We start from the raw sequence: 3,054 nt of genomic DNA, 5'->3' as shown, positions 1-3,054 counted from the left end.
CGGATCGTCCACCCGTGCGGTCAGCGCGGCCGGATCGGACGCGGCCGTCACCGCCACCCCCAGCGCGGCGCCCAGCACCGCCGCCGCCTCGTCCCGGCGCGCGGGATCGACCACCCGCACGTGCAGCGAACCCGACCCGACGGACGCCTTGAGCTCGCCCGGGGTGCCCTCGGCGATCACCCGGCCACGGTCGATGACCGCGACCCGGTCGGCGAGCTGGTCCGCCTCGTCGAGGTACTGCGTCGTCAGCAGCACCGTCGTCCCCGCGGCCACGAGCGCCCGCACGATCTCCCACACCTGGTTGCGGCTGCGCGGGTCGAGCCCCGTCGTCGGCTCGTCCAGGAAGATCAGTTCGGGGGCGACGATGATGCTCGCGGCGATGTCGAGGCGCCGCCGCATGCCCCCCGAGTACAGCTTCACCTGACGGCCCGCGGCCGGCTCCAGATCGAACGCCGCCAGCAGCTGTCCGGCCCGGGACCGGGCACCCGCCCTGGAGAAGCCCAGCAGCCGGGCGAGCAGTACCAGGTTTTCCGCGCCGGTCAGATCCTCGTCGAGCGACGCGAACTGGCCGGTGAGCGAGACCCGGCGCCGCACGAGCTCGGGCTGAAGACGCACGTCGTGCCCGAGTACGGTCGCGGTCCCGCCGTCCGGTGCGAGCAGGGTGGCCAGCATCCGGATCGTGGTCGTCTTCCCGGCGCCGTTCGGGCCGAGGACGCCGTAGACGCCGCCGGCGGGGACGGCGAGGTCGATTCCGGCCACGGCGGTCTCCGCGCCGAATCGCTTGATCAAGCCCGAGGTCTCGATGGCCAGTGCAGGGGGCATGGGTCCAGCCTCGCCCACGGTGCCGGGCCCGGCAATCGGTTTTGTCGGATTCGACCGGCCTGGGGTCGCCCCGCGCAGTGCCCACCCCCGCTCGGCGGGGCCTGGCGTGCCACACCGGCGCCACCGTGGGCGACGTCACATCATCGGCATAATGAGGTGAGGGACACGGTGTGAGACGGGGCGGCGGCACGACGAAGCGAGTCGACCACCTCCGACGCTCCGTAGACTGGGTAGAACCGCTCGCGCGGAGACGCGCGGGTCCGAGCCGGAGGGAGCAATTCCAGTTGGGTGTCCTGTCCCGCATCGAGTCGCCCGAGGACCTGCGTCGGCTCAGCCAGCCGGAGATCAGGGAACTCGCCGGGGAGATCCGGCAGTTCCTGGTCGAGAAGGTGGCGGCGACCGGGGGACACCTCGGCCCCAACCTCGGCGTCGTCGAACTGACCATCGCCATGCACCGGGTCTTCGACTCCCCCCACGACCCGATCATCTTCGACACCGGGCATCAGGCGTACGTCCACAAGATCCTGACCGGTCGTAAGGACGGCTTCGACACGCTGCGCAAGCAGGGCGGCCTGTCGGGCTACCCCTGCCGCGCCGAGAGCGAGCACGACTGGGTCGAGTCCTCGCACGCCTCGGCCGCCCTGTCCTACGCCGACGGCCTCGCCAAGGCCTACGAGCTGTCGGACCAGCAGGACCGGACCGTGGTCGCCGTGGTCGGCGACGGCGCGCTCACCGGCGGGATGTGCTGGGAGGCGCTGAACAACATCGCGGCCGGCAAGGACCGGCGGCTCGTGATCGTCGTCAACGACAACGGCCGCTCCTATGCCCCCACCATCGGCGGACTGGCCGAGCACCTCGCGGCGCTGCGGCTGCAGCCCGGCTACGAGCGTGTCCTCGACAACGGCCGCCGCTTCGTGAAGCGGCTGCCGTGGATCGGTGCGGCCGCGTACTCCGTGCTGCACGGGATGAAGGTCGGCATCAAGGACGCGGTCAGCCCGCAGGTGTTGTTCACCGACCTCGGCCTGAAGTACCTCGGACCGGTCGACGGCCACGACGAGGCCGCTCTCGAGGCCGCCCTCCGCCGCGCCAAGTCGTTCGGCGGACCGGTGATCGTGCACGCCGTCACCCGCAAGGGCGCCGGGTACGCCCCGGCCGAGAACCATGTCGCCGATCAGATGCATGCCACCGGTGTCATCGACCCGGTCACCGGCCGCGCCACCGCGGCGGCGTCGGCTCCGGACTGGACGTCGGTGTTCTCCGACGAACTGCTCGTGCAGGGCGGCCGCCGCAAGGACGTCGTGGCGATCACCGCGGCGATGCCGGGACCGACCGGGCTGTCGGCCTTCGGCGAACGCTACCCCGACCGGATGTTCGACGTCGGCATCGCCGAGCAGCACGCCGTCACCTCCGCCGCCGGCCTCGCGCTCGGCGGAATGCACCCGGTGGTCGCGGTGTACTCGACGTTCCTCAACCGCGCCTTCGACCAGTTGCTGATGGACGTGGCGCTGCTGAGGCTGCCCGTGACCGTGGTGCTCGACCGGGCCGGCATCACCGGCGCCGACGGCGCCAGCCACAACGGTATGTGGGACTTCTCCCTGCTCGGCGTGATCCCGGGGATCCGGGTGGCGTCGCCGCGCGACGGCGCGACCCTGCGCGAGGAGTTCGGCGAGGCGCTCGCCATCGCCGACGGCCCGACCGTACTGCGGTTCCCGAAGGGCGCGGTCGGCCCCGACATCCCTGCGGTGGAGCGCATCGACGGCACCGTCGACGTGCTGCGGATGCCGTCCGAGCGTCGCGGTGACGTGCTGATCGTCGCGGTCGGCGCGTTTGCGGGCCTGGCGCTCGACGCAGCGGAGCGGCTCGAGCAGCACGGCCTCACCGCCGCCGTCGTCGACCCGCGCTGGGTGCTGCCCGTCCCGGCGGCCCTCGCCCGGCTGGCGCGGGACTTCCGGCTCGTCGTCACCGTGGAGGACGGCGGCATGCACGGCGGTGTGGGTTCGGCGGTCTCGTCGGCCCTGCGGGCGGCCGGGGTCGACGTTCCCACCCGTGAACTCGGTGTGCCGCAACGGTTCCTGGATCATGCCTCACGGGAACAGATCCATCGTGAGCTGGGGCTGACCGCGCAGGACGTCGCGCGTCAGGTGACCGGCTGGGTCGTCGGGCTCGGTGCCGCGCAGAAGGCGGAGCAGGCCGTGGACGGGACCGCCGGGGAGGAGTCCGCGGGCGACGTCG

General features: G+C 72.4%; 2 protein-coding genes. One reads left to right on the top strand and one right to left on the bottom strand.

All coding sequences use genetic code 11. The annotated features are described in order from the left end of the window. The coding region (locus CQZ88_RS14180) for an ATP-binding cassette domain-containing protein (RefSeq protein WP_102799924.1) at nucleotides 1-822 on the bottom strand (822 nt) is incomplete at its 3' end. A gap of 284 nt (nucleotides 823-1,106) precedes the next feature. Between CQZ88_RS14180 and dxs the strand changes: the two genes are divergently transcribed. Beyond that, on the top strand, nucleotides 1,107-3,054 hold a 1,948-nt coding region (dxs, locus tag CQZ88_RS14175; protein ID WP_102799925.1), incomplete at its 3' end, for a 1-deoxy-D-xylulose-5-phosphate synthase.

Source organism: Rhodococcus sp. ENV425, from assembly GCF_002887785.1.
Taxonomy (GTDB): domain Bacteria; phylum Actinomycetota; class Actinomycetes; order Mycobacteriales; family Mycobacteriaceae; genus Rhodococcus; species Rhodococcus aetherivorans.
Note: the sequence above shows the minus strand (reverse complement) of the source record. Positions and strands in the feature narration are given on the sequence as shown.